The organism is Salinisphaera sp. Q1T1-3 (genome assembly GCF_003602005.1).
Lineage (GTDB): Bacteria > Pseudomonadota > Gammaproteobacteria > Nevskiales > Salinisphaeraceae > Salinisphaera.
Window position 1 is genome coordinate 176,147 of sequence record NZ_QZWD01000006.1, and the last position, 25,245, is coordinate 201,391.

23 protein-coding genes and 1 pseudogene are annotated in these 25,245 nt (G+C 64.4%); 12 read left to right on the top strand and 12 right to left on the bottom strand.

Annotated features, from left to right (window positions below; translation table 11 throughout):
• Window positions 1–35 precede the first annotated feature (35 nt).
• The gene (locus D3260_RS07890; protein WP_120098038.1) at window positions 36–1,205 is read left to right on the top strand and encodes a GGDEF domain-containing protein; all 1,170 of its coding nucleotides are present in this window, start codon (window positions 36–38) and stop codon (window positions 1,203–1,205) included.
• A gap of 372 nt (window positions 1,206–1,577) precedes the next feature.
• Here the strand turns inward: D3260_RS07890 and D3260_RS07895 are convergent, their stop codons facing one another.
• Entirely contained in the window at window positions 1,578–2,114 is a 537-nt protein-coding gene (locus D3260_RS07895) for a cytochrome b (protein WP_120098039.1), read from the bottom strand.
• A gap of 349 nt (window positions 2,115–2,463) precedes the next feature.
• On the opposite strand from D3260_RS07895, the gene D3260_RS07900 reads away from it, so the two are divergent.
• Window positions 2,464–3,645 carry an MFS transporter gene (locus D3260_RS07900; protein WP_120098040.1) on the top strand — a complete coding sequence of 394 codons (1,182 nt, stop codon included), beginning with the start codon at window positions 2,464–2,466 and terminating at the stop codon, window positions 3,643–3,645.
• A 37-nt stretch (window positions 3,646–3,682) separates the two neighbouring features.
• On the opposite strand, the gene D3260_RS07905 is transcribed toward D3260_RS07900, so the two are convergent.
• Window positions 3,683–4,189 (bottom strand): phosphate-starvation-inducible PsiE family protein, encoded by a 507-nt coding sequence (locus D3260_RS07905; protein WP_120098041.1) that lies wholly within the window; start codon window positions 4,187–4,189, stop codon window positions 3,683–3,685.
• 367 nt (window positions 4,190–4,556) lie between these two features.
• Here D3260_RS07905 and D3260_RS07910 point away from each other — a divergent pair, with 367 nt between their 5' ends.
• A complete protein-coding gene (locus tag D3260_RS07910; RefSeq protein ID WP_120098042.1) occupies window positions 4,557–5,375 on the top strand; it encodes an SDR family oxidoreductase in 819 nt (272 codons plus the stop codon).
• 431 nt (window positions 5,376–5,806) lie between these two features.
• Here D3260_RS07910 and D3260_RS18080 read toward each other — a convergent pair whose 3' ends face one another.
• The 6 genes from D3260_RS18080 to D3260_RS07935 form a co-directional block, all read right to left on the bottom strand.
• Entirely contained in the window at window positions 5,807–6,121 is a 315-nt protein-coding gene (locus tag D3260_RS18080) for a transposase (RefSeq protein ID WP_120098043.1), read from the bottom strand.
• 45 nt (window positions 6,122–6,166) lie between these two features.
• Window positions 6,167–6,406 (bottom strand): transposase, encoded by a 240-nt coding sequence (locus D3260_RS18085; protein ID WP_158583454.1) that lies wholly within the window; start codon window positions 6,404–6,406, stop codon window positions 6,167–6,169.
• 284 nt (window positions 6,407–6,690) lie between these two features.
• Entirely contained in the window at window positions 6,691–8,265 is a 1,575-nt protein-coding gene (locus tag D3260_RS07925; protein WP_120098045.1) for a WG repeat-containing protein, read from the bottom strand.
• Window positions 8,266–8,393: 128 nt separating this feature from the next.
• On the bottom strand, window positions 8,394–8,861 hold the full coding sequence (locus D3260_RS07930) for a hypothetical protein (RefSeq protein ID WP_120098046.1): 468 nt from the start codon (window positions 8,859–8,861) through the stop codon (window positions 8,394–8,396).
• On the bottom strand, window positions 8,858–9,028 hold the full coding sequence (locus D3260_RS17245; RefSeq protein ID WP_158583455.1) for a hypothetical protein: 171 nt from the start codon (window positions 9,026–9,028) through the stop codon (window positions 8,858–8,860). Before D3260_RS17245 ends, D3260_RS07930 begins: the two co-directional genes overlap by 4 nt.
• Window positions 9,029–9,030: 2 nt before the next feature.
• Window positions 9,031–10,140: a hypothetical protein gene (locus D3260_RS07935; protein ID WP_120098047.1), complete on the bottom strand. Its 1,110-nt coding sequence runs from the start codon at window positions 10,138–10,140 to the stop codon at window positions 9,031–9,033.
• Between the two features lie 821 nt (window positions 10,141–10,961).
• On the opposite strand from D3260_RS07935, the pseudogene D3260_RS18090 reads away from it, so the two are divergent.
• A pseudogene (locus D3260_RS18090) lies at window positions 10,962–11,123 on the top strand (monooxygenase); the annotation flags it as partial.
• Window positions 11,124–11,212: 89 nt separating this feature from the next.
• Here D3260_RS18090 and D3260_RS07945 read toward each other — a convergent pair.
• The 3 genes from D3260_RS07945 to D3260_RS07955 are packed head-to-tail and all read right to left on the bottom strand — an operon-like array spanning window position 11,213 to window position 15,016.
• Window positions 11,213–12,427 (bottom strand): SfnB family sulfur acquisition oxidoreductase, encoded by a 1,215-nt coding sequence (locus D3260_RS07945; protein WP_120098048.1) that lies wholly within the window; start codon window positions 12,425–12,427, stop codon window positions 11,213–11,215.
• Window positions 12,424–13,812 (bottom strand): LLM class flavin-dependent oxidoreductase, encoded by a 1,389-nt coding sequence (locus D3260_RS07950; RefSeq protein ID WP_120098049.1) that lies wholly within the window; start codon window positions 13,810–13,812, stop codon window positions 12,424–12,426. Before D3260_RS07950 ends, D3260_RS07945 begins: the two co-directional genes overlap by 4 nt.
• Window positions 13,813–13,816: 4 nt before the next feature.
• The gene (locus tag D3260_RS07955) at window positions 13,817–15,016 is read right to left on the bottom strand and encodes an SfnB family sulfur acquisition oxidoreductase (RefSeq protein ID WP_120098078.1); all 1,200 of its coding nucleotides are present in this window, start codon (window positions 15,014–15,016) and stop codon (window positions 13,817–13,819) included.
• Between the two features lie 376 nt (window positions 15,017–15,392).
• Between D3260_RS07955 and D3260_RS07960 the strand changes: the two genes are divergently transcribed.
• Complete coding sequence (locus D3260_RS07960) at window positions 15,393–16,664, top strand: MFS transporter (RefSeq protein WP_120098050.1); 1,272 nt, start codon at window positions 15,393–15,395, stop codon at window positions 16,662–16,664.
• 31 nt (window positions 16,665–16,695) lie between these two features.
• Here D3260_RS07960 and dbpA read toward each other — a convergent pair whose 3' ends face one another.
• Complete coding sequence (dbpA, locus tag D3260_RS07965) at window positions 16,696–18,087, bottom strand: ATP-dependent RNA helicase DbpA (protein ID WP_120098051.1); 1,392 nt, start codon at window positions 18,085–18,087, stop codon at window positions 16,696–16,698.
• On the opposite strand from dbpA, the gene D3260_RS07970 reads away from it, so the two are divergent.
• The 7 genes from D3260_RS07970 (at window position 18,086) to D3260_RS08000 (ending at window position 25,195) form a co-directional block, all read left to right on the top strand.
• A complete protein-coding gene (locus D3260_RS07970) occupies window positions 18,086–18,850 on the top strand; it encodes a hypothetical protein (RefSeq protein ID WP_147418132.1) in 765 nt (254 codons plus the stop codon). The two genes, dbpA and D3260_RS07970, sit on opposite strands and share 2 nt — an antisense overlap.
• Before the next feature lie 133 nt (window positions 18,851–18,983).
• Window positions 18,984–20,537, top strand: a complete 1,554-nt coding sequence (locus tag D3260_RS07975; protein ID WP_147418133.1) for a hypothetical protein — start codon at window positions 18,984–18,986, stop codon at window positions 20,535–20,537.
• Window positions 20,527–21,756, top strand: a complete 1,230-nt coding sequence (locus D3260_RS07980) for a hypothetical protein (protein ID WP_120098054.1) — start codon at window positions 20,527–20,529, stop codon at window positions 21,754–21,756. The genes D3260_RS07975 and D3260_RS07980 overlap by 11 nt, the downstream gene beginning before the upstream one ends.
• A gap of 1 nt (window position 21,757) precedes the next feature.
• Entirely contained in the window at window positions 21,758–23,032 is a 1,275-nt protein-coding gene (locus D3260_RS07985; protein ID WP_120098055.1) for a hypothetical protein, read from the top strand.
• Between the two features lie 54 nt (window positions 23,033–23,086).
• Entirely contained in the window at window positions 23,087–23,596 is a 510-nt protein-coding gene (locus D3260_RS07990) for a hypothetical protein (protein ID WP_120098056.1), read from the top strand.
• Between the two features lie 223 nt (window positions 23,597–23,819).
• Window positions 23,820–24,119 carry a helix-turn-helix transcriptional regulator gene (locus D3260_RS07995; RefSeq protein ID WP_120098057.1) on the top strand — a complete coding sequence of 100 codons (300 nt, stop codon included), beginning with the start codon at window positions 23,820–23,822 and terminating at the stop codon, window positions 24,117–24,119.
• Between the two features lie 62 nt (window positions 24,120–24,181).
• Window positions 24,182–25,195 (top strand): NAD(P)-dependent alcohol dehydrogenase, encoded by a 1,014-nt coding sequence (locus tag D3260_RS08000; protein WP_120098079.1) that lies wholly within the window; start codon window positions 24,182–24,184, stop codon window positions 25,193–25,195.
• Window positions 25,196–25,245: the final 50 nt, after the last annotated feature.

Here is a 25,245-nt window from a genome sequence, read left to right on the forward strand (position 1 = left end):
TTGGATTTTGCGTCGGGCCAGCAGCCGAGCGCGCGATGATGCTTGACCAACAGACGCTGTATCTGTCGGCCATCGTGAGCCGCCTCGCATTTCTCGTGGTTTTCGTGGTGATCATCGTCGGCCAGCCTCGAGAACGACACCTCTGGTGCTGGCTCATCGCGCTGTTGAGTGCGGCGCTGGGTTTGATGATGCTATATCGCGCATCGATACCAGCGCTGGGCTACAGCATCGGCTGCGGTCTGATTCTGCTGAGCCTGTTCTTCTCCTGGTGCGGCGTACGCTACTTCTATGGCCGGCGCCCACGTGGCGCGCACGCGGTGCTGTGTCTGTTCGGGCCGCTACTGCTGCATATCGGATGCCTCGTTGTCGGCGCACCAGCGCATGTCGCACTGTCGCCGCTTTACCTGGCCAGCGCGCTCATCGCGCTGCTGATTGTCGTGGAGGTCGTGACCTCGCCCGACAAGCGATTGATCACCCAGTACGTGATCGCGGCGGCGTATTTCGGATATGGCCTCGGATTCCTCCAGCAGGGGTTGACCTTGCTGATTAATGCTTCGACACCGGTCGGCCTGAACAACACCAATGAAGCTCTCGCGCTGTTCGATCAGGTGGGTAGCATCATGGTCTATTTCGCTTACATCGCCATGTCCACCGAGCGCGCCAATCGACAGCTCGCCATTCAGGCCGAGACCGATCCGCTGACCGGGCTGCGTAATCGGCGTGGTGGCCAACGTGCCTTGCATGAAATCGAGCTCGTACCGGAGACAACGAGCGTGCTCGTCGGCGATCTCGACCATTTCAAACGCATCAACGACCGGCTGGGCCATGATCAGGGGGATCGCGTGCTGTGCCTACTCGCCGCACGGCTGACGCGCGGTGCCCGGCGCGCGGACGTGATCGTGCGCTGGGGCGGCGAGGAGTTTCTGCTGGTGTTGCCGAATACCGATCGACACGGGGCCATGCAGATCGCCGAGCGGATTCGCGAGACCGTGATGAACGAGCCCTTCGACATGGCCGAGGTCCCGTTGCCGGTCACGATCAGCATCGGCGTGGCTACGCTCAAGGCCGAGGACGCCGATATCGAAGCCGCGATCAAACGCGCCGATGCCGCGCTGTACTGCGCCAAGCAGAGCGGGCGCAACCGTGTCTGTACGTCCGACGAGCGCTCGGAACGCGATACGGCCAAGACAGATCGCGACGAGTGAATTAGGGCCTGTTATTAATCCGGCACCAAAACAGCTGACGACGTCAGCTGTTTTCAACGCCATCGAAAAATAGACGCCGACACTTGTTCGTCTTTTTATTTTCAATGGCTTCACGGCCGTTGGCCGTGGCGCGCGTGCTTTGGCACACGCGCGTTATCAACCCGAAAAATCATCTATTTTTATGCCGGGTTAATAACACTTCGCACGTGACCGCATTACCGGTTTTTGGACGCAACCCGATGGGACGGCGGTCATTTTTGCGCAATCGGCGTTGTCGTTCGTGACGCCAGAATGATGGCCGTACGCGCCCGATGCCTTGTCTTGCAAAAAAATCAGAGCCGGCGCGGCGCACGCGGGACGTGTTAACGGGCCTTAGGTCATCCGAGCCAGGGTATCGTCGCGGCGAATGATGAGGTGATACAGCGCACCGCTGATATGCACCAGTATCAGAACCAGAATCGTCCAGCCCAGGAACCCGTGTATCTCGCCGAGTATCGGCGCCCAGGTCGATGACTTACCGATGGGGGAGGCGATCGGCAACACGCCGAACCAGTCGAAGGCATAGCCGTGGGCGTTGGTCAGCAGAAATCCCACGATCGGCTGCGCGATCAGCGCGAGATACAGCAGCCACTGCGAGAGGCCCGCGGCAATGGCCTGGACAAGCGGAATGCCGGCCGGTTTTTCCGGCACGGTGGTCAGAAAACGTACACAGAGCCGCGCGAGCATCAGCCAGAGCACCGTGAAACCGAGCGATTCGTGCCAGAAGTACACATCGGCCGAGACGTCAGACTTGACCAGGCCGGTGAGAAAGCCAAGCGGCAACACGAAGAACACGAACACGGCAACCAGCCAGTGAAAGGCCTTGGCCGCCGGATGATAGGGCGGCCGGGCGTTGACGTGATCGGGCATGGCGCCTCCTTTCGGTGTTCCGGTTATCGTCTGTCTTGACGCTATCAGAACCACGCAGACCACGTTACCGCCCCGACATGACAAACAGATGCCTTCACGGCGTGGAAACGCGCGGATGCGAACCCCGGCGGCGTTTTGCCACCCCGGGCCGAAGCCATCGAGAACAAATGTCGGACAGGCCCGGCATCTATTTTTCGATGACGTGGCAAACAGCTGACAAGCCCAGCTGTTTGGGTATCGGATCAATCAATGCCCTCGCCGCGAGCAGCGTCCGGTACCGGTTCAGTCTGAGGCCCGTTTCATCCGTCGAGCATGAGCCACCCGATTGTCATCGTTCCCGAGCTCCTGCATGTCCCGACCCGACCGGCGTTCCTTCTGCCTGGTGAGTCTTGCGTTTCTGATCGTGATGCTCGGCACCAGCCTGCCGACCCCGCTGTATCCACTCTACGCGCAGCAGATGGGGTTCTCGCGCATCATCATCACCGTCATCTTCGCCGTGTACGCGATCGGCGTGATCGCGGCGCTGATTGGTTTCGGCAGTTGGTCGGACCAGCTCGGCCGCAAGCGGCTGCTGATCGGCGGGCTGGGCCTGGCCGTGATCAGCGATATCGTGTTCCTGTGCAGCGGCGATCTCACGCTGCTGCTCGTCGCCCGGCTGTTCTCGGGCTTTTCGGCCGGCATCTTTACCGGCACGGCCACCGTGGCCATCATCGAGCAGGCCCCGCCCGCCTGGCAGAAGGGCGCCACGCTGACCGCGACGGTGACCAATGTGATGGGCCTGGGGCTCGGCCCTTTCGTGGGTGGCCTGCTCGCTCAATACGGGCCGATGCCGCTGATGTTGCCGTTCGCCCTGCATCTGCTGTGTGCGGTCCTTGCGGTGATCGGCGTGACACGCGTGCCCGAGACCGTAGACCGACCGGCGCATGTGCGATTGCATCGACAACGACTTGCCGTGCCGGATAGCGTGCGCGGCGTCTTCATCCCCGCGGCCATCGCCGGGTTTGCCGGCACCGCGGTGCTCGGGCTGTTCACTGCGGCCGCGCCGTCTTTCGTGCGTGAGTTGCTCGGTATTCAGAACCTCGCCGTCGTGGGGGGCGTGGTCATCACGTTGTTCATCGCCTCGGCCATGGGCCAGGCGCTGTTGCGGTTCGTGCCCGAGCGCCATCGTCTGACCGGCGGCTGCGTGGTGCTGGCCCTGGGAGTGGCCCTGGTCGGGGCGAGCATCGGCTTCGCCTCATTGGGACTGATGCTGCTCGGCGCTACGGTCTCGGGCCTCGGACAGGGCATCACGCTGCGGGCCGGGCTCGGCGAAGTCGTCGCCCAGGCACCGGCCCGCCGCAAGGGCGAGATCACGTCCACCTACTTTGTCGTGATCTATGTGGCCATCTCCCTGCCGGTCGTCGGCCTCGAGGCGCTATCGATGCTGATCGGCCTGACGGCGGCGGGTGTCCTCTTCGCCGCGCTCGATGCCGTCCTGGCGTTGGCGGCGCGTTCGTTGCTGGTGCGTCGTCGTGCGCAGGGCAAGGCCTGAAACCGGGGGTCTGGTCGGCGGCGGGCAGGCCGCCGAATCAGCCGCGGTCATCGTGCTGGCGGTGCGGTGGCAGCATGGCTTCGCTGCGTCGCAACAACAGCAGGGCCACGACCAGCACGAGAATGAGCCCCGACAGCGCGCCGAGCTCGATCACGAAGTGGTTGAACTGCATGACGTGGGCATCCTCGGACTCCGCGAACTGGGCCGTGAGCACAAAGATCCGGCGTATGGCCGCAATCAGCCCGACGAACAGGAAAGGTTCCAGTACCAGCGTTCCCGCCGTATACGACACCTGGACCGTATAAAGCAGTTCCACGATCAGCATCACCAGCAGCAGGCGGCCGAGCAGGGTCACGATGTTCAGGGTGAAATGCGCGGGGTCCAGTGTCTGGACAAAATCGACGACGCTGTAGCCGAGATATCCCAGAGCGATCAGCCCGAGCAGCGCACCGAGGGCGATATAGATCAGTTGCTCCAGCCATTCGAAGCCGCGAGCAACCCAGCGACGGTGTCCGGATCTGGGCGTGGGATGATGATCGGTCATGGGAGCATTCCGGCAGTGTATTCAGACAATGTCGCGCGCCTCGGTCGTCCGCTTCAATGTGTCGGCCGCGTCCCGGGCCGGCAGGGCAACCGCCCGGTTCGCGTGTCGCCGAACCAACAGTCGCCTGGCGGGGCGAATGGTCGACGTCGCTCGATATGGCGCGGAGCCCGGACAAGCCGATCGCGGGCCACCGTCCAATCGATTGATGGGGCATGGCTTTTCGTCGTTCGCGGCATAACGACGGCCGTACCGGATTTCGGCGTCGACCGGTCTGATGCCCGATCCGGCACTGCAACGACAAAACGTTCGGGCCGGCGCAATGCCCGTGCTACGTTGCTGGATAATACTTTAGTCTAATGAATTTCTCATGAGTCGTCTGGATCAACGCATTGCCGTAGTGACCGGTGCCGCCACCGGTATCGGCCGAGCCACGGCCCTCGAGTTCGCGCGCGAAGGCGCGCTCGTCATTGGCGCCGATGTCGATACCGATGCACTGGCCGAGACCCGGCAGGCCATCGTGGATATCGGCGGCCGGGCCGAAACGCTGTTTCTCGACGTGGCCGACGAAGACAGCGTGACCACGTTCGCAGCACAGCTGCGCGAGACGCACGGACATATCGACGTGCTGTTCAACAACGCCGGCGTCGACCAGGAAGGCGGCCCGCTGCACGAATACCCGACTGAGCTGTTCGATCGTATCCTGTCGGTGGATCTACGGGGTACCTTCCTCGTCAGCAAACATCTGATTCCGCTGATGCTCGATGCCGGCGGCTCGATCATCAACGTTTCGTCCATGTCCGGGCTGGCCGCCGACCTGGATCGCTCCGGCTACAACGCCGCCAAGGGGGGCGTCACCAATCTGACCAAGGCGATGTCCATCGACTACGGGCGCCACGGCATTCGCGCCAATGCCATCTGTCCCGGCACGATCGAAACGCCGCTGGTCGATTCGCTGGCCGGGAGCGAAGACGAAGCATCCGGCCAGCAGTTCCGCGACGCCCAGAAATGGGTGACCCCGCTCGGTCGGCTCGGCACCCCGCGCGAAATGGCCCGTGTCGCCGTGTTCCTGGCCTCGGACGACAGCGCGTTCGTCACCGGCGAATCCATCCTCGCCGACGGCGGCGTCATGGCCTATACCTGGCCGGGCAAGATGTTATTCGAATCCGGCTGGAAACCGGCATCCTGACCCTGACTCGCATGCCCATATGGCTCGCACGCTTGATCTGATCGTCGACGGGCTGAAGGTTGCCCGAGGCCGGCCCGCAGGCGGCAGCAGACGGCCAGAAGTGGACTCTCTAAATAGTAGAGGCGCAACCGCAACTTTGATCCCTCTGGGCATGGCTTTAGGAGGGTGTTTACATAAAACGTCGAGTCAGCCGAGTCAGCCGAGTCAGCCGAGTCAGCCGAGTCAGTCGAGTCAGTCGAGCCGCGAGTATGCGAGCTTGCGTAAGCCAGACCCGGGTTTCGGCCACGTCGGTGCGGTGATCATGGTGCATCACCAAGCATCGAGCGCGCTCGATCCAAGCGTGGGTGCGCCACCACCCAGCGCTTGGGCAGTACCACGGAGGGCTTGCGCGACTGTGCCTGGGTTAAAGGATCCGGCTGACCGGGCACCGCTCAACGCCCGACGGTCGCATTCCGTGGATGCCGCACGATCTCGATATTCAGATCATGGGTCAGGGTTTGCGCACAACGGCCCGCGTAGCCGTTGTCGGCAGACACGGTTTGCAGGCTCGGATATTTGGTCATCGCGTCGGCCATGACCGGATGCGCGCTGGCGCGATCCTGCACGCTGGCGGCGGTCACACTGATGGCCAGCATCAAACCAAGCGTATCGACCACGACATGCCGCTTGCGACCTTTGACCTTCTTGCCGGCGTCATACCCCGTATCGCCGCCTTGCGGCGAGCCCCGTGTAGATTGGGCATCGATGACCGAGGCGCTGGGCGCGACGTCACGACCGGCGCGGGCGCGCCACTATGCGCGGAGCCGATCGTGCATGGCTTCGAACCGACCCTGGGCCACCCAGCGCCGGAACGTGCGATAGACATTCTGCCAAGGCGGAAAATCGGCCGGTAGCATCATGCGCCAGGCGCAGCCCGTGCGCACCACATAACAGCAGGCATCAACCAGCAGGCGCCGCGGATAGGCCGGCGGCTTGCCTCGACCTGTCACTTCGAAGAGATCGGCGACCCGGGCCCATTCGGCGTCGGTCAACGAACTGGGATAACGATTGGATGACGCCAGCGCCCGGTGACCGGGCGTATAGCCATAACGGCTTGAGTATCCGGCTGGACCTCAGCTTGTTTTTCCGCCGTCTGCGCGTGAGAGTGGCCGCGAAGGCAGGCGGCCGTGGCGATGTGTCCGTTCGAGATTGCCCGTGACCGAGTATCGAAGGCATCCGGCAGCTGCGCATCGCGAATCCGTTGGGGATCGATTGAGCCGAGCTGTGTGGACGTCGGTATGGGGTTGCCGCGGCGTTCATCTCGGCGGCCCTGGCTTTACTCGACAGCGGCGGGCGATGTCTCGTTCGAGGAAGCGGGTTGTTGTGGTGTATCGCGGAACGGGCGGCCGGTTGCCAGATCGATGTAGAAGTCGATCTTTCGGCCGTCCTCGGTCAGCCTTACGCGGCCGGTGTCGTCGATGGTCTCGTAAGTTGGCGCGATGACGGGTTGGCCGGTCGTCATGTCGAGCAGGCCCTTGCGAGCACGCCCGTGTGTTTCGGGTGAATCAGTGCGCCAGTAGGCCACGGTATCCGGTGTGACCGGGGCCCTGGAGAGAGCGACGTTCGTCTTCCGAAAGACCCAGCGCCGTGCCTGAATATCGTAGATCCCGTCACGCCCTTGTTGGTCCTTGCCGAGGAACCAGCGCGTATCCGGCGTTTGTGGATAGACTTTGGCCATGGGCAGCCGGGCGAAGTCCAGATTCGGCCCGAGTACGCCGTAGGGTTTGTTCAAACGAAACAGGACCTTGCCGTTGTCGTGCACGGTGTAGATGCCGGCCCGCGGCTGCCACTCGGGCGCCCACTGACCGTCGGCGTCGAAGAAGAAAGTCAACGTGGGCGGGATCTCGGCATCGGACCGATGAACCTGCGCCGCCAGAAGGAACCACGGGCTGTTGCCCAGCGGTTGCAGAAAGCCGATATGGCCGACCAGATCCGCCGGCGTGACACGCTGGCCGTCGGGGAATTGATAATCCGGCAGTGTTTTCGGCAGCGGCCGGGACAGATCCGGCCACACATAGAACCGGCCGGCGTCGTCCTCAAAAAGATCCGGAAGCGGGAGCGTGACGGTATGGCCGTTGATGTTTCGAACGGGCAGGCGTTTGCGCGCGGTGAAAACGACGTCGTCGACCGGCCGGCCGTCGGGCCGCAATCGTCGATGACGTGCACCATCGATGCGTTGCAGGAATGTGTCGTCGGCCAGTCGGGCCACAACGTCCCGGGCCACGGCCAGGAGCGTGTGTGTCTCGGTGACCTTATACAGCGTCTTGTCGACCAACAGATGGCCGTCGTCCCAGCCGTCGACTCGGATGTCGTGCGGCGTGTGTCGGTCGGGCGTCCAGCGTTGTTCCCAGTACGAGTGGCCTTCGCCGATATTGACGTCGGATCGATCGCTGCTATAGAGCGTTCGGCCGGTTCGCGGGTTGGTGATCCGCCAGGTCGCGCGCGGTACGTCGGTCACGAGCCACGGCCCGGAATGGTGGGTACTCAGGATGTTGAATGTCGGCAGCACGCGCCAGTCCGAAATACGCCACCAGGCGTTGTATTCCTCCTTGGTGATCACCAACGGTACGCTGGCCTTGTCCAGCAATTCGATGGCCGCGTAGCGCGTTGGGACGATGAGCTGGCCGTCGGCGTCGGCCACGCCCCATTGGTCTTCGGCCTTGGCGACCGGCGCGAGGCCGTGACGGCCCGGCCGGGCATCGACGAAGCGCGGCGAAACCAGCACCCGGCCGTCAGGGCGGGCGAGACCGAAGTGGCCATCCTCTCCACGCCACGGGATCAGGCGTTGCTCGTCGGCCTGGCGTGTCGTGGTGGCGTCATCGCAGCCCGGCAGCAGGAAGCAGACCGTCAACAGCCATGCCCAGACAAAAACTTGTCGTCGAAGCCCCGATCCGGCGTCGCCCGACCGGTCAGACGAATCGATTGGCGTATCGCGTTGAGACGATGGCCGGCACGGTGATTTCGAAAGGACGGCCACGGCTAGGGCGTGAAAGACGAGGGCTGGCCGGCCGGTTCGCTGGCGCATCGGGATGATGGTGGCAGTGCGATGAAGCGCGCACAAACACTGCCGGCCACCGTCGCCAGGGGGAGCAGTATGACGCCGTTGAGTGCTTGGACATCCGCATCGATCAAGGCCTCGCCGGCGATTTGTCCCAGCCAACCCAGTGCGCCACACAGCGCGCCAAGCCCCCAGCGGCTGGTGTGCTCACCGTGTTCTCGAACCATGCCGTAAAGCAGGCCGGCGATCAGGGCGGCAGGGCCGGCGAACCCATAACTGAAGATGGAGAAGAACAGCCAGCCGCCGATCACATCGCTGGCTTCGGTGGCGTCGATGGCCAGCGGCACGATAACGATCAGCGCGGTACCCAGCGGCGGACCGACGGCGGCGAATCGCCAGGTACAGGATATGACGCGACGCCATGCCCCCGGTCGGCGCAGGCCGTTCATCGCGACTCGATCCACTGTACGACGTTGGCACGCCGATCGCGCCAACGAAACAGATCCACCAGGGTCCAGCAGCCGTGGTGAATCACGATGCCGACGAGCCCGACGAAGCCGAGCGCGGCGGGCAGCTGGTCGAGCCAGGGCAGCGATGCGATCACCGCTTCGGGCATGGTCAGTGTCTCCGTGGCCTGTGTATCGTTAAGAATCGCCACGGCGAGCGTGACCGTTGCGAGTACCGCCGCGGCGGCATGACCCCACCAGTGCACCGGCGAAAACGGCGGAGTTCGTCGTAGCGCGATACCGGGCCGTGGGCGACGACGTCGCCTCGATCCGTAACCATGACATCGACCGTTTCCGGCGTGCGGTGGCGCAGGGCCTCGAGCCACTGGCCGGGATATTTCAGGGCCACGTTGCCGATGATGGGGACCGGCCGGTTGCTGTACACGCCCGAGAGCCGCGGTTTGACGGCCCCGGTCGACAGCAATCGGGTATATGCGCTGGCGCGCTCATCCCAGAGCGCCTCAAGGCCGGGCACGTCTTCGGGCTGCTCGGCGACGATCACGCGGCCGTGCAGCCGGTACAGCCGATCTCCGTGTTCGGGCGGCTTGAATCCCGCGCTCGGCAGGCAGCCCAGGATGCCCAGGGCCAGCGGCACACAGCCGATCGCGAACCAGAACGGATGCAGGCTCGGCGCGGCCAGCATGATGATCAACGCGCCGAGACACAGAAAACACATCGCGAACGTGCGCACGCAGCCGGACTCCAGGCCGAGGCTGGCCATCCGCAGCTCGTGATCGACACCGCGCTCTTGTGTCTCGTCCAGGATTCGAACCTGCTGGTCCGGGGGGATCGTACGCCCGTCGGTCTCGATGGCATCGCGCGTATCGACCAGTGTCGGCAGGATCGGCTGCCCGTTCAGCTCGACGACCAGCGCCTTGTCGCGCGTCCGTACGATCCGGGCCGTACATACCGTATCGAGCGCCGGACTCATGCTGTCGTGAACGAGTACCCACAGATCGCCGATATAGAGTCGTCGATCAGACACGTTGCCCTGAACGAGCTGGCATTCACCGATGATCTCATGGACGTGGTCATTGAGCGGGTCGTCGACAGGATAGGCGAGCGCCAGGGCCAGTTTTTCGCGCGCGGTCAGCCGGACGGCGTCGCCTTCGTCTTCATTTTCGGCCAGCTGTCGTGAGGCATCCGCGTTGCGGGTATAGCGCACCCGTAACATGACGCCGCTGATCATGAGCAGGACGGCGGCGAACGCAAGAAAACCCATGGACCCTCGATGCCGGGCCGGTCCCGGGACTGGATTGCAACAATCGACCGCTCTGTATAACGCGCGGGCGGGCCCGATCCAAGTATCCTTCGTCCGCAATCTGGTCGGGCACACGGGATGTGATACGGCCGGTCTCGCGATATCCGTCACCGCGATGACCCGCGTCGGGCCGCCCGTCGGCTGCATGCGCGTGTGATTTGCTTGTGCCGTTTTCTGATTGGCGACGCTTGCGATCCCCGCGTGATGCGCGACCCGGCGATATCCCAGTGCCGACCGATGGAGTCTGCCGATGAGCAGCACGCAGACCCGGGCCGATGGTCATGCCGCACGCGACGACGTGTTTGCCGGGCCGTGACCGGATACGGCCACGGGCTGGTTCGAACAGGCCCGAGCCATCGGCGACCGGCTGGCCGAAGACGCCGTGGCCCGGGACCGGGCCGGTCATCCGCCGCATGCCGAGATCGATCGGCTCAAGCAGGCCGGACTGGTCACGTTGCTGGCCCCGGCCAAGGGTCTGTTGATGTTTCGTGCGAGCGCCTTTTCGTCGAGAGACCGCCGTGTGTCCGGCAAGGCGCGAGTCGCCGATCGTGGCGTGCCACGATCCAGACTGGCAACGCCGCAGGGCGCCCATCGTCGATTTTTCATGGGCGGCCCTACCCGAAGGGACAAGCGCCCCAAAATCAAAAACACGACGGCAATACAGCGTTCTAGCAGGCTGGCGCAGAATGACACGCTATGCCTGCTACGCCTCGTCTTGCCGCCCATTGTCAATTTCAGGGCGCGCTTGGCGCGGGCTCGCACGAAACATCAACAGGCCCTATGACGTGATCGGGGCGCGGGCCAGCGCGAACCGCGACGGGTTCGATATCTACTGGCGCAACCTGCGCACCCACAGCCTGCAAGACCCGGTCGCCTATAAACGCGTCGAAGTCGGGCGCTTCGCGCTGCTGGACGAAGTGCCCGAACCGACCTGGTACACCTGAGCACGGGCGATCGCGAACGCCCCGGAAGCCGTCTTGCGTGGCGGTTTCCGGGGCGGCCAGCCGCAAGGGCTTTGTAGCCCAGGCGAATGTCAGATCGCGCCGTGGCGAGGTGGCTTGATGTCGTTGAGGTAGTAATTGCCGATGGCGGCATATTTCCAGCGCACCGGGTCGTGCAGTGTATGGACCCGAACGTTGCGCCAGTAGCGGTCCAGGCCGTACTCGGCCAGCGTGGAACGTGTGCCGGCCAGTTCATGCAGCTTGTTGGCCGCGGCCAGCCCAGCTTCCGTACCCCAGGCCCGCGCCTCGGCGACCGCGATCGATGCCTGGGCGACCGTGTCGTCCTTTGGCGCCTGCATTGCCCGATCCACCGCCCGGCCGGCGCGCGCCAGCAATGCGTCCGCAGTATTCAGGCGCAGTGTCAGGTCGCCGATGGCGGCGATCGTGTACGGATCTTCGGCCGCCGTATCGCAGCCGCTGTCGATCCACGGCCGTGACCGGGTCTGTACGAAGGCGATCGTCTCGTTCAACGCGCCACGGCCGATGCCGATATCGATCGCGGCATGGCTGATCTGGCCGAGCGGGCCCATGCTCGTTGGCTGCTCGAAGGATTCGTGGAAGGGCACGATGGCCGCCGGATCGACCCGGGCCTGTTCGAATACGGTCGTCCCACTGCCGGTGGTGCGCTGGCCGAAGCTGGACCAGTCGTCGATCAGGGCGACGCCCGGCGTGTCCGGCGAGATGAACGCGAAGACGAGATTGTCGTCTGGGTCCTTGGCGAAGGCCGCGATCCAGTGCGCGAACAATGTGCCGGTCGAATAGAATTTACGCCCGGTGATGACAGGTACGCCGTCGGCGTCATGATGCAGGCGGGTCTGGTAGTCGTGCACGGTCTTGCCACCGGCCTCGCTCAAGGCATTGCCAAAGCGCTCGCCCGCCAGGGCCCGGGCGAACCAGGTTCGTTTCTGCTGTTCGCTACCGGTCAGGCGCAGCGCTTCCAGAACGAAATAATGGTTCTGCGGAATCTGGCCGAGGCTGGCGTCCGCGGCCGCGATGATGGCCGTGACTTCAGCCAGCGTGGCGTTCGAGACTTCGGCCCCGCCGTAGGCACGCGGCACGGTGATGCCCCAGAGCCCGCTGCGCGAGTATGTCTCGATCTCGGCATGGGGCAGGCGTCGTTCGCGATCGCGCGTGCCGGCCTCGCAGGCGAAGGCCTCGGCCAGCCGATGGGCGACCGCGATCGCTTCGGCATCGCTGCCGATGACGGGAACGGGCGCCGGTGTCGGTTCGATCCGTGCAACGGTCATGAGGCCTCCTCGATCGCGGCGTGGCGATGAGCTGCGGCCGGATGCGGCGCGCCCAGGCGTGCCCCCTGGCCGGGAAAGAGTTTTTCGCGCAGCGTGCCAGCGCGATATTCGGTCTTGTAGCGTCCGCGTCGTTGCAGCTCCGGCACCAGCAGATCGACGACGTCGACGAAGGTTTCCGGGGTCACGGCGTAGGCCAGATTGAAGCCGTCGAGATCGGTCGCCTCGATCCAGTCACTGAGCTCGTCGGCCACCTCGGCAGCCGGGCCGACGATGAGCGGGCCGAACCCGCCGAGGCCAACATGCGCGGCCACTTCGCGCAGCGTCCAGACCCGATCGGGATCGGCCACGGTGAACGATTCGATGGCCGAGCGGACCGCCTCGTTACGGATATAACGGATCGGCGCATCGAAGTCATAGGTGGAGAAATCGATGCCGGTCCAGCCGGAGATCAATGCCAGCGCCCCTTCGGGGCTGACGTAACGGGCGTATTCGGCATGCCTGTCGGCAGCCGCCTCGGCTGTCTCGCCGACGATGATCGTGGTCAGGTTGAAGATCCGGATGGACTGCGGATCGCGCCCGTAGTCGGCCGCGCGGCGTCGGATATCGGCGACGTATTTCGCGGCCACGGTCCGGGTCGGGGCCGCCATGAACACGCACTCGGCGTGCTGCGCGGCAAAGTTGCGGCCTTTTTCGGACGTCCCGGCCTGGTAGAGCACGGGCGTGCGCTGCGGCGAGGGCTCGCTCAGATGGATCGCATCGAGCTGATAGAACGAGCCATCGTGGCGAATGCGATGCACGCGCGCGGGATCGGTGAACACGCCGGTCTCGCGATTGCGCTGCACCGCACCATCTTCCCAGCTGGCCTCCCACAACCGATAGACGAGCGAGAGATACTCGTCGGCCATGTCGTAGCGCGTATCGTGCTTGGGCTGTTGTTTGGCGCCGGACATGCCGCGAGCCGCACTGTCCAGATAGCCGGTGACGACGTTCCAGCCGATGCGCCCGCGGGTCAGGTGATCCAGCGTCGAGAGCCGGCGTGCGAAGGTGTAGGGCGGTTCGTAGGACAGCGTGCCGGTCAGCCCGAACCCGAGATGCTCGGTCGCCACCGCCATGGCCGAGACGGTCAAAAGCGGATCGTTGAGCGGGACCTGGGCGGCCTCGCGCAGTGCAGTTTCGTTGCTTGCGCCATAGACATCGTAGACGCCCAGCACGTCGGCCAAAAAAAGCGCGTCGAACTTGCCACGCTCCAGCGTACGTGCCAGTTCGGTCCAGTAGGACAGATCGAGATACCGATCGGCCTGATCGCGCGGGTGCCGCCAGAGCCCCGGCGATTGATGGACGACACAGTTCATGTCAAAGGCGTTGAACAGGATTTTCTTGGCCATGAGTTCAGATCCAGGCGTGGCGCGGCGGTGGGATATCGTTTAAGGCGTGGTTGCCCAGCACGGCATATTTCCAGCGCACCGGGTCGTGCAATGTGTGCGTGCGCGCATTGCGCCAGTGGCGGTCCAGCCCGTGTTTGGCGAGCGTCGAGCGGGTGCCGGCGAGCTCGTGCAGTTTGTTGGCCGCCAGCAGGGCGATCTCGGTGGTCAGGATCTTGGACTCGGCGACCTTGAGCGAGGCCGCAGCGACCGTGGTTTCGGTCTCCTGGGCGATCGCGGCATCGATGGCCAGGCCGGCCTGATTCGTCACGGCATCGGCGGCATGCAGCTTGAGCTTGAGATCGCCGATCGCGGCGATCGTGTAGGGATCCTCCCAGGCATGGTCCACGCCGCTGTCGATCCAAGGCCGGGAAGCACTTCGCACGAAGGCGATCGTGTCGTCGATCGCCGCGCGTGCGATACCGAGATCGATCGCGGCCTGAATGATCTGCGAGACCGGCCCGTTGACCGAGGGGTGGTCATAGCCAAGATGGGCCGGTACGACATCATCGGCGGCGATCCAGACGTGGTCCAGCGAGACACTGCCGCTGGCCGTGGTGCGCTGGCCGAAGCCCGACCAGTCGTCGGTGACGGTCAATCCCGGGGCTGCCGGGTCGGCGAACACGAGATAGATATTGCCGTCTTCGCCGGTCGCCGAGATCGGAATGATGTCGGCGAACAGCGCGCCCGTGGCATAGAACTTCTCGCCGGTGACCCGAAAGCCCTCGCCGTCGACCACCAGGCGGGTTTCGAAGATACCGGCATTCTTGCTCCTGGCCTCCGAGAACGCGTTGCCGAAGCGACGCCCGGCCAGCACGCCGGTATAGAAGCGTTGTTTCTGTTCTTCGCTGGCGGTGAAACGCAGAGCTTCGACCACGCCAAGATGATTCTGCGGAATCTGGCCGATCGCCGGATCCGCTGCCGCGATGATCGCGATGACCTCGGCCAGCGTGGCGAACGACACATCGGCGCCGCCGTAGGCGCGTGGCACCGTGATGCCCCATAGCCCGCTCTGCGAGAACAGATCGAGTTCGGCATGCGGGAGGATGCGCTGCTGGTCACGGGCGGTCGCGCCCTCGGCCAGCCGCGGGGCCAGTTCAGTGGCAACGGCGATGGCCTCGGCATCGCCCTGGATGACGTGCGCATGCGCACGTACTCGCTCGTTCATCGATGGATCCTCGGAGTGCGCGATCCCGCCCGGGTTCATGACACGTCGGCACGGGATTCGGGGTTCGTCCAGCGCGAACATTGGGCCGGGATCGTCGACCGAGAGAAAATGAAATTATGCGAAAAGCAATGCAGAAATCGGATGTTGGCGCGTTTGTCAGGCGTATGCCCGAGCGCATTGCCGGCGCGGGCGACATGTGATGACGGGCCGTGCGGACCTCGAATGCGAGCGACATGCGGTCGGCGGTCTCGTCCAATCCCGGTATCGACCGTCCTTGGAAAAAGCGTCGATAAGGTAAGCAACAAAAACCATTAATCCGCCACGCATTTTTCCTCTATCAAGACGGGGCGAATCCGTTTAACGAGTGAGAGATGCCATGAACGCGTGGTGCGAACGCGTCGGGATGCCGCCCCAACTGCTGCTGGCCTATATCGGCGTGGTGGTCTTCATGATGGGCGACGGTCTGGAAGCGGCCTGGCTGCAGAACTATTTCGTCAATCACGGCTTGAGCGGTACCCAGGCCGCCTGGGTGTTCACCGCCTACGGATTGACCGTGGCGCTCGGCTCCTGGGGTTCCGGCGTGCTGACTGAAAGCTTCGGGCCGGTGGCGACCATGCTGGGCGGCACGCTGTTGTTTCTGATCGGTACCGCGATTTTCGTGCCGGCCCTGGCCTATGAGGCGCCGTACTGGACACTGCTTGCGACCTATCCGCTCCGCGGTTTCGCCTATCCGATGTTCGCCTATTCGTTTCTGGTGGTGATCGCTCAGGTCGCGCCTCGCGAACGGCTTGGTGCGGCCGTTGGCTGGTTCTGGTTCTGTTTCACCGGCGGGTTCTTCGTACTTGGCGCGCAGTATTCGGATCTGGCGTTTTCGGTGTTCGCGCTGTCCCCGATCGAGCTGTTGGCGACCGGGCCGATCTTCGTCGTGCTCGGTGCGATCATCGCCTTCATCTGCTTTAGAAACACCGATTACGACAGTGCTCGAGCGGTGCCGGGACAACGCTCGGCACGCCGGGCGTTGATCGCCGGACTGACCATCGGGTTCGAGAATTACAAGGTCGGCCTGGGCGGGCTGGCCCGGGTGATCAACACGTTGGCAACCTACGGCTTCATGGCTTTCATGCCGAGTTTCATGCAACAGGACATCGGCTTCAGCCAGAGCCAGTGGCTGCAGATCTGGGGGATGATGTTCATTGCCAACATCGTGGCCAATCTGACGATGGGCCTGATCGGCGATCGCATCGGCTGGCGCTCGACAATCATGTGGGGCGGCGGCCTGGTCTGCATGCTGGCCACGCTCGGCTTCTATTATCTGCCGCTCTGGACACAGGACTACGACATGGCCGTGGCGATGGCGATCCTGCTTGGCGTCGGATTGGCTGGCTTCGTGCCCTTGTCCGCGCTCATGCCCACTTTGGCGCCCGAGCAGAAAGGGGCGGCGCTGTCGGTGCTGAATCTGGGCGCGGGCCTGTCCACTTTCGTCGGCACGGCCATCGTGAGCCTGTGCTTCGAGCGTGTGGGCGTGGCGGGCATCGTCTGGATATTCGCCGCGCTCTATGCCGTCAGCATCGTGCTGGTACATGCGATGAAGCTCGACGAGCCGGCCGATGCGGCGCGTTCGGCGCAACCGGCCGACGCGGCGTCCTGACATCCGCCGGCGCCGGCCCGCCGATCGCGATTCAATCGGCCAGTATCGCCACACGGAAGCGTTTCTTCTTGATGCCGGCCTTTCGCAGTCGGTCGCGCGCGGGGCGGGCCTCGGCACGGGCGATGGCGACATAGCTGCGCGTATCGGCGATATCGATCTTGCCGACGTCCGCGCCGCTCAGGCCGCCGTCGCCGGTCAGGGCGCCGAGAATATCGCCGGGGCGCAGCTTGTCGCGACGCCCGCCCTGAATGACCAGCGTTGCCATCGGCGGCTTGGCGCCGGCCTGGCCGCCGGATTCCGGCCAGCGCGACCAGTTGAGCCGGAAGCCGCCCTCGGCGGCGATACGTTCGGCGCGATCACCCTCGCCGGGTGTGGCCAACGACACGGCGCGACCGGATTCGCCGGCTCGGCCGGTGCGGCCGATCCGATGGGTGTGCGTGGCCACGTCGCCGGCCAGATCGACGCTCACCACCAGCGGCAGGGCGGGAATATCGAGGCCACGGGCGGCGACATCGGTGGCCACCAGCACTGCACAACTCTGGTTGGCGAAACGCAGCAGCACTTCGTCGCGCTCACGTTGATCGCGGTCGCCGTGCAGGGCCAGCGCTGCCACGCCTCGTCGCGTCAGATGCTCGGCCACGCGATCGACCGTCTCGCGACGATTACAGAACACCAGCGCCTGCATGAAGCCCGTTTGCCGGCGTCGCGCGTCGGCCAGAACGCGTTCGAGTACGGCGAGTTTGTCGCGATCGTCGACTCGATGAAAGATCTCGCTGATGCGTCGTGTCGGTGTGTCGTCTGTGGTGGCCGTGATGTGGGCCGGATCGCGTTGCAGGCGCGGCGAGATCTCGCGCACGGCGTCCGGCCACGTGGCCGAAAACAGCAGGGTCTGTCGATCGGCGGGTAGATGATCGACGATCGCCTGGATATCCGCGATGAAGCCCATGTCGAGCATGCGATCGGCCTCATCGAGCACCAGCGTCTGTAGTGCCGGCGCCGACAGGCTCGCGCGGCGTAGATGGGCGAGCACGCGCCCCGGTGTGCCGACGACGATGTGCGGGGGCCGGGCAAGCGAATTGATCTGTGCGCGCATGGGGCTGCCGCCGCACAGCGTCATCAGTTTGACGTTGCCGATGGGGGCCGCGAACTGCCGCAGCGCCTGACTGACCTGGTCGGCCAGTTCGCGCGTCGGACACAGGATCAGAGCCTGCGGCGTGTTGTCGGTGGCGATCAGCCGGTTCAACAGGCCGAAACCGAACGCGGCGGTCTTGCCGCTGCCGGTTTCGGCCTGGGCCAGCACGTCGGTTCCGGCCAGAATCGCCGGCAGCGTCTGGGCCTGGACCGGTGTCATCTGCGCAAAGCCCTGGGCCGTTGCGCTGTCGATCAGTTCGGGCCGGAGGCCGAGTCGGGAGAAATCGTTCATGCGACATGATCGCACGCGTTTTGGCCTCGGGCGTATTCGGGCTGCTATCGCGCAAGTTATTGGGGCTCGAAAATGCTGCGCGCGAGGCTTTGTCGGTTCTGTTCGACGTTTGTTTTATTCTTGTCGGCCATTCGAAACGACGGCTATCCGGAAACAGCGGGTTGGCCGAGCCGGACACAAGACGCAAGGGACATTCATGAACAAGACAGTTGCCGGTATCGGCCTACTCACAAGCGTCCTGGCGGCACAGGCCGCCATCGCAGCCGATACGATGTTCGAGCCGGGCGAGTCCGAGACCACGACCTGGACAACCCTGTCGCAGAGCGATCACAAGAACAAGAAAATCGTCGGCGCACTCAGCGAGGACAAGTCGATGGAGATGCAATTCACTTTCGAGCAACTGATAGGCCGGCCGCAGCTGTTTCTGGGGATTCTCGACGTGCCGGCCAAAACCTGCGGCCAGGACCGTGAAAAAGGCAAGCTGAGCTTGAAGGCGCCGACCGCGGCCGAGGCGATGACCGTCGACGGCAAGCAGTATCCGGCAACGATCGATTGCACCGAGGGCCATACGAACTATGCGTTCCACGGTCAGGCGGCAGCCCATGCCATCACTGAAGCACTGCGCCACGGCAAATCGGTCACGATCGGCGTGCCATCCGGCGACGGGCGCGTCGAACACACCTGGTCGGCGACCAACTTCGATAAGATCGCCGACGATCGAGTCGAAGCGTATGAGAACAGCGCCTCCTTTCACGGCCAGTAACGACAAGGAACGCGCTGCTGTCGCCGTGCCACGCGACGCGTCCTCTTCGTACGGTGCTTCGGCGGCGAATTGAAAGTGGCCCGCTCGGTCGAACGCGCGGGCCGGTGCCGGCGAGTTGAACGGGCAGGGTGTGATGGGTTCGTCCGCAGTGCTGGAATATCGCCATGATCGGGCCGATCTTCGCGGGCTGGCGTGGCTGATCTGTCTTGGCGGATTGGCCGGGCTGGCGATCGTATTGCCGATCGTGCACAAGCACGTTCCCGACCGGGCGGCGGCCATTACCGCCAGCGTCGCGGGCCTCGTCTGGCTGGCCTCATGGGGTGTGGTGGCATGGCAGGCGCGCCGCGTTCGCGGGCGGACGGAGACGATCGTCTTCGATGACACGGGGTTCACGTCGCGCCTGTTCGGTCGCATCGATTTCGCCGATGTCACGGCATACCAGGTCGGTTGTGACACCAAACTCTGGCGCTGGGAGATCCAGGCGCCGTCGGTCACGCTCCGCCTGGCCGATCGCCAGCGCCTGCATTTTCATCTCGATGCACGACATCACGTCACGGATCTGCTGGATTATGTCGCCTTCGTCGAGGAACTGCGCGCCTGTCTGGACGATGCGTCGTACGTCGCGACAAGCGCCGGGGCGCTCGGGTGTGCTCGTGTGTTCGGCGATGCCGTGCCCGAGGCGAGGCCGTCTCCGGCGCGCCCGACGACGGCCACGCGGGCCCGTTCCTCACGGCGCCGCTCGTCGCCGGGCGCGGCATCGGATGAGGCTGCGGCTCAAGCGAGACAATCGGCGGCCGGTCGTCTGAGCCGTGCCAATCGCGACGCGGCGGGCCGGTTCCGGGCGCAGATGCAGCGCAACAGCAAATGGGTCGTGCTGGCCGGCGTGCTGTTGCCGCTGACATACATGATTCGTGTCTGTGACCCGAGCGCCATCAAGTCGGTGATCGCGCCGAGCCCGTTGCACGATCTTTCGAAGCGCGCGCCGGCCGAGCTCGATCGCAACGCGGTGCGGTTGCGGCGCGCCATCGTCGAGAAAGGGCCGGTCTATCTCTGGAGCAATACCGACCAGGATACGGTCAAGCCGTTGCTGGTTCCCAACATCCGGTTCGGGCAGTCCGGCTTCGACTCTCTGGACACGATGAGCGCGGCCGGTCGCATTCTCAGTTTTCTGATCAACGATGAAGTCGAGGGTTACCGGATGGGCGTGCAACACGACGACACACTCACGCCCTCGCGATATACGGAAATCTCGCTGCGGCCCGTGGCCGGCGAGAAGACCCTGTTCTTCTTCCTGTTGCCACCCGCCGGATACAAGCCCTCGGGGGCGAATGCACGTGCGATGCCCGACATCACCTGGCGCGTGCAGTATCGCGATGTCGGCGAGATTCCCGAGCGGATCGACCAGGCCAGCATGCAGTTGCCGATGCCGTTGATCGCACGCTGGATGCAACACAAGCCCGCGCCTCGTCTGATGGTCGCGGCAGCGCGCTATCACCACATGACCGATGCCGACTTTGCGGCCGCGGTCGCCGAGGTCAAACAGGATTTCGCCCGCCGCGGCATCGATACGTCGGCATTTCATACGCGCCGTTTCGCCAACGGTGCTGTCCGCCAGGGCGCTGACGGGGCCGGTCACGGCGATCACACACAGCAGACAACCGAGAGCGAGGCGGGCGATGGCCGATAAACAAACCCAGCCCCCCGCGCCGCAGCGTGCGGGCGCCGTGTTCGTTGTCCGTGTGGCCTGTCGCGATCTCAAGCGGTTGAAGATCCGCGACGGCATGACGTTCTATCGTCTGGCCACCGACGGGGGGGTGTTCTTCTTCGACGGGGACCGGTTCGATGCCGATGTGCTCAAACGCGGACTGCGTCGCAATGAGGCCGTGACGATCGGTGCGCATCGACTGCGCGACGGCAGTGCCTGGCTGCACTGGCTCGAGCGAGCCGACGGTCGCCTCTGGTCCGCCAATACCGATCGTCGGCGCTGGCTGGCACCGCTGCTGCTGGCGCTGTGCTGGTTGCCGGGGGGGCTGGCGTGGCACATGACATTCTCGACCCAGATCCTCTGGGCATTGTTGCGGGTCGGTCTCATGGCGACGGCCGTGGGCATGTTCGGGTGGTCGGTCTATCGGCTCGCGCTCGCGTGTCATCCGGGGCGACGTCGACTGCGTGCGGCCTACCGGGCAGTAAAGCAGGGGCAACGCCCGAGGCCGTCCGTGCCACCGGTATTTTCGGCGCCGCCGGCGCTTTCCCTGGGCGACGGCATCCATGGCCGGTTGGGCGTGCTGCAGGACACCCTGCGTGATGTGCACGTGGTCGAACGCACCTATGGCAGCGGGCAGTTCTCATACAGCCTCAACGAATACACCCTGGTCTGTTCCGGCGGCGAATTCGGCATCCGGACCGGGGCCTGGGATTGGCGAAGTCTCATCGACCCGGTACTCATCCGTCGGGCGCCGTTCTTCGTCGCGGCAGGCGATCGCGTCACGTTGCTGACCTCTCTGGGCGACGGCGAGGTCCGTGGCCTGCTCAATCACAGCGATGGCATCGCCCACATCAACTACACGGCAACGGCGCACACGCCCATGGGGCGACGCGCCCTGTCGATCGTGGGTGGCGCGGTGACGGCCTTCATCGTTGTCATGATGCTCTCGTTCGAGCTCTACGACTGGTACGACCGCGGCGTGGCGCCCGATTACTGGGACTGGCTCGATCTGCTCTCGCTGCTGGGCGTCATGGCGCTCATGCTGACGCTGTTCGGCGCGGTCGCCGGCTTCATCGGCGAGCGTATCCATCATTTCTATTATCGACGGCGCCAGACGCCCGCACTCGGCTATATCGTCGGTATCGCCTATCAGTGGCGGCTGCGCCAGGGCCGTAGCGCCATCCTGAGCGAGTTGTCCTGACATGGTGCCGGTCTGGATACGGCCGTGGCTGCTCGGCGCCTGTCTGTGTTATTCGATCTTTGCGATCTACTGGTATCTGTTCGTCGGTTACGCCGACGGCTGGGACTGGCAGCCGCAACAGCGACTGGCCGCCGATCAGCTGGTCGAGCCGGTGGACTGGGATTCGCTCGAGGCGACCCCGGCCGGCCAGGATCTCCTTCTGAGCGTGGTCTCGAAAGGGCGGGACAGCGAGGTCGAGGCGTGTAGAGACGACGGCGCTTGTCGGCGGCAATGTCAGGCCGACAATACGGTCGAAACCGGCCCGGCGCATCCGGTGCTCAATTGTCTGGTGAGCCCGCCGCCAGCCGAGGAAAACGATTCGCAGGCGCGTGTTCGGGCGCTCATGCGTGAAGATCGCGCGCAGAGACTCGGTTATGTGTTGCGCGCCCACGACGGGCAACTTGCCGCCGTTGCGCGCCTGCAGGGCGAGATCAAGGCCATGCGCTGCGACAGCCGCGGGCAGTGCTATCTATTGGCCGAATTGCCGGATATCGAAGACAACGTGGTTTTTGTCTCGGGCGATTTCGGCCATCACTGGCATCTCGCGGCACAGAGCGTTCTGGACCGCGCCTATGTGCCGAAAATCATCGGTGTGGATGGCCAGCGGGTCTGGGTTGCGGGCTACCAGCAACTCTATGTCTCTAAAGACGGCGGTCAGCACTGGCGCGTGCTGGTCGATGACCAGACGCTCATCGCGCATGACGCCAGCGTCATCGCCAGCAGTGGGGACCGCGATCTGTTCGACTGGTACCTCGATGATGCGAACCAGATCCATGCCGTGACCGGCGGGACCTACGGTCGCGACGAGGATACCGGCGTCTTTCGGCTGAATGCCGATACCGGCGAGATTCTCTCGGCGAAGCGATACGGGGGGCGGTTCGTATCCCTGACCAATGGCCCGGGCGGGGGATTGTTCGGCGTCTACAGAACGCGATCACCGCAGCGTTACACGTTGTATCGGCTGCACGGCGAGCAATGGCGCCCGGTATTGCAGACCGGCAGTGGCCGACTGGGACGGCTGTGGGGTAATGCCGGCACACTCATCGTTGAAAAAGGGCGCGGCGACGGCAGCCATCTGCTGCTCAGTCGTGATGCAGGCCAGCACTGGCGCCCGATGGACGAGATCGACGCCTTGGGCCATTTGCGGCTGGGCCCGATCGAGCCGGCCTGGCTACAGATCGGGTATCGCGATCGCGAGCAGCGCTATGGCTACCGCTGGATTCGCGCCGGCGATTGACGCGCGTGATGTTTCTCGCGCCGATGCGCGGTCCAATAACCCAGGAGAAGACACTTGAACGATACGAAATCAGCAGGCACGGCCACGCGCGGCGGCACCGGCGTATTGCTTGCGGGCCTCGTGCTGGCCGGCTGCGGGCTCGGCTACGATGGTCCGAGCGAGGGCGAGGTCAAGACTGCGATCCAGGAATCGCTCGAGCGGTTCGATCAATCGTCGACCAATCGACGCGCGCCGCATCTGTCCCGGTTGACCCAATCGGACTTCGCCGAGCGGCTGCACCGGGTCAGTTTCGTCGACGGCCAACGCTGCGAGAAAATGAACCCCGGCGACGACAACGCCAAAGCCGATGCCCCCGTGCGCTACCTCTGCCGCGTCCATATCACGATGCGCATGAAAAACGATGTCATGAGTCGGACCACGGATCTGGCCGACACCCGCTTCGAGGGGCGGCTGCCGCTGGTTCGAAAGGACGGGCACTGGGCGTTGACCGACGACTCGATCGCGCGGCGCATGATCATGGCGAATATCTTCGGCGGCGCCCGACAGAGCCACACATTCCCCTGATTCAGTCAAAACGGTCGCGCCGGCGGTCCGTGAATGGCGCTGTCCGGTCGCTCGACGATAGGCCCGTCAGCACGGGCGCGGGCAGGGCGGAAATCCCCGCCTGATTCGGGTATCTCGACCGCGCAGGGCCTTTCTGGTCGGTGCTCGAGGGCCTGCGCTGTTACTGGCGTCGGGCCGATGGCGGCCGGCGACAGGATGCCGCGAAGCGGTTATCGTATGCGCCATGATAGTGGAGCAACTCAAGGCACTGGCCAGCGATTCTCGATTGCAGATCATGGCCTGGCTGCGTGAACCGGTGGCGCATTTCCCCGCGCAGGCGCACGGCGACCCTGTGGGTATCGGGGTCTGCGTCAGTCATATCCAGTCGAAGGCCGGCATGTCGCCCTCGACGGCTTCCACGCATCTGGCCATCCTGCAACGGGCCCGGCTTGTCCAGGCCACGCGGATCGGCAAGTGGACGTATTACCGGCGCAACGAGGCCGAGATCGGAAAAATGCTTGACGACATGGGCGGGATGATCTGATACATTTGGCTCGAACATTTCGTCATTTCCCGAAACGACGAATCAGTAAAGAGGAGTGAATGATGTCGAATCAGACAATTGTGGTCGGCGCCGGCAGCGGTTATGACAAGGTCCGTATCGAGCAGCAGGACGTGCCCGCGCCCGGCCCGGGCGAGATCACCGTACGCCTGCGGGCGAATTCGCTGAATTTCCATGACTACGCGGTCGTCACCGGTCTATGGGGTGGGGTCGCCGAAGACCGTATTCCGATGGCCGACGGGGCCGGCGAAGTCGAGGCGGTCGGCGACGGTGTCAGAGAGTTCGCCGTCGGCGATCATGTGGTGAGTACGTTCTTCCCCACCTGGCACGATGGCGAGGCCGAAGTCGAAGGCTTCGATACGGTGCCCGGCGACGGCATCGACGGCTATGCGCGCGAACGCGTGACCCGCTCGGCCGAGGCGTTTACCCGGTCACCGTCGAATTACACGCATGCCCAGGCATCGACCCTGACCACGGCCGGGCTGACCGCCTGGCGTGCGCTCATGGAAGACGGGGGCCTGCAGCCGGGCGAGACCGTGCTCATTCAGGGCACCGGTGGTGTCTCCATCTTCGCGCTGCAGTTCGCCAAGAGCTGTGGGGCGACGGTCATTGCGACCTCGTCGCGCGACGACAAGCTCGAGCGTCTGCGTGCGATGGGGGCCGACCATCTGGTCAACTACAAGCGCGACGCCGAGTGGGGCCAGACGGTGCGTGATATCACCGGCGGTCGCGGTGTCGATCATGTGATCGAGGTGGGCGGCCCGGATACGCTGGCGCAATCCATGACCGCGGTCCGTGTCGGCGGTCATATCGCGGTCATTGGCGTGTTGACCGGGGTTGCCGGCGAAGTCTCGATGATGCCGATGCTGGCCAAGCAGATCCGGCTCCAGGGCGTGCTGGTGGGCAATCGTCGCCAGCAGCAGGACATGGTGCGAGCCATCGAGGCCAACGGTATCGAGCCGGTCATCGACAAACAGTTCCCGCTCAATGAGCTGGCCGATGCCTTCCGGTATCAGGAAACCAACCAGCACTTCGGCAAGATCTGCCTCGATCTCTGATCGTACGGCGATCGACGAAGCGCACAGAAAAGCCCCGGCCGTTTTGGCCG